1 protein-coding gene is annotated in these 1,295 nt (G+C 29.3%); it reads right to left on the reverse strand.

The window, feature by feature from the left end:
• Positions 1-116: 116 nt before the first annotated feature.
• On the reverse strand, positions 117-1,295 hold a 1,179-nt coding region (locus RM553_RS19390; RefSeq protein ID WP_311536619.1), incomplete at its 5' end, for a PDDEXK-like family protein.

Consider the following 1,295-nt stretch of genomic DNA (forward strand, 5'->3'; position numbering starts at 1 on the left):
TAACGGCTTCGTATAACGACAAGTGGCGTGGAGTTTTGGATGCGGATTTGTCGGCTTAACGATTTTGTTTGTTATGGAAACTAATTAATTTTTTTCTATTAAACCTGCCATTTGCGTTATACGTTGTTGGCAACTGGCTTTTCCTCGGTTTTCATTAGTTCATCGTATCTTCTTAAACTTTCCTTTGCAATATTTACTTGACTTAAAAAGATGTTTACTAATGCGGATTTGCTTTGGTTGTGATTTATTTTGGTACTCTTATTAATATTCAGTTCGGTGAGTATTTCATTTAAAATAACATCTGTTCCTCCCTGTAAATAATAATTTGAATACAAGTGTATTTCATCTTTTACAAACTGTACCCAAATTTTATTTCCATTTTTTGAAATTGAATATTTATAAACTCTTGCACCTTCCCAATTAAATAAACCACTTTTGCTTAATTCCATTCCAGAATTCAAGTCAATATCGATTTTATCCAATTCTTTTCCCACAGTATTTAGCTTACCTAAAATTTCATTTTCAAGTGATTTATATTCATTTACCAATTCTTGGACTTCCCTTTCGTTGTTGAGAATTATAGCTCTTAATTCTTTTGACATATTTAATGTGTTTTTACCGAGAAATTTAATTTCAAGATATTTCTTAAACTCTTTCAAAAAATGAGAAACGTTTTCAGCCTCGCAAATCACTAACCAATTATTTATTAGATTGATTATATCGTGTTTGTAGCTTATGATATTAAACTTTTTTTGTTCTATCAGACTCTCTTTCAGTTTCTTTTTAATGCTTTTTTGCGTTGGTTCTAAACCATAAGGATTTAAATACAATAACAAATAATTTCCCTTTGATTTTTGTTCTAAATATTTTGAATAATCCCTCAATTGATTAGTTTGGTCATCTGCCCAAATCTTGTTTTCAATTGCAATCGTTATTTCCTTAAGTTCAATGTAAATGTCTATTCTTCTATTTTCGGAGATTATTTTTTCGCATATATTCACTGAACTCTGCGCATCTATTTCTTTATCGCAGAATGTTTTTACAAATTCCTTTAAAAATATATTTCCTTGACCGTGATTTTGTTTTTCATCCAAGAAATAGGCTAAAACTTGACTGATTTTATTTTCGCCCATTGAAAAAAATTGAAATAAACTAAAGTCAAATGCTAGCTGTTTGTCATATTCCCGCTTAAATTTTAAATGAGCATCAATTCTCGATTTTACAATATTCAATATATTTTCAATTCCTTTATGGTCATTCATTGTTTGCACAGTTTTTTTAGCTTGTTGCCAACG

Origin of the sequence: Autumnicola tepida (genome assembly GCF_031846485.1) — a bacterium.
Lineage (GTDB): Bacteria > Bacteroidota > Bacteroidia > Flavobacteriales > Flavobacteriaceae > Autumnicola > Autumnicola tepida.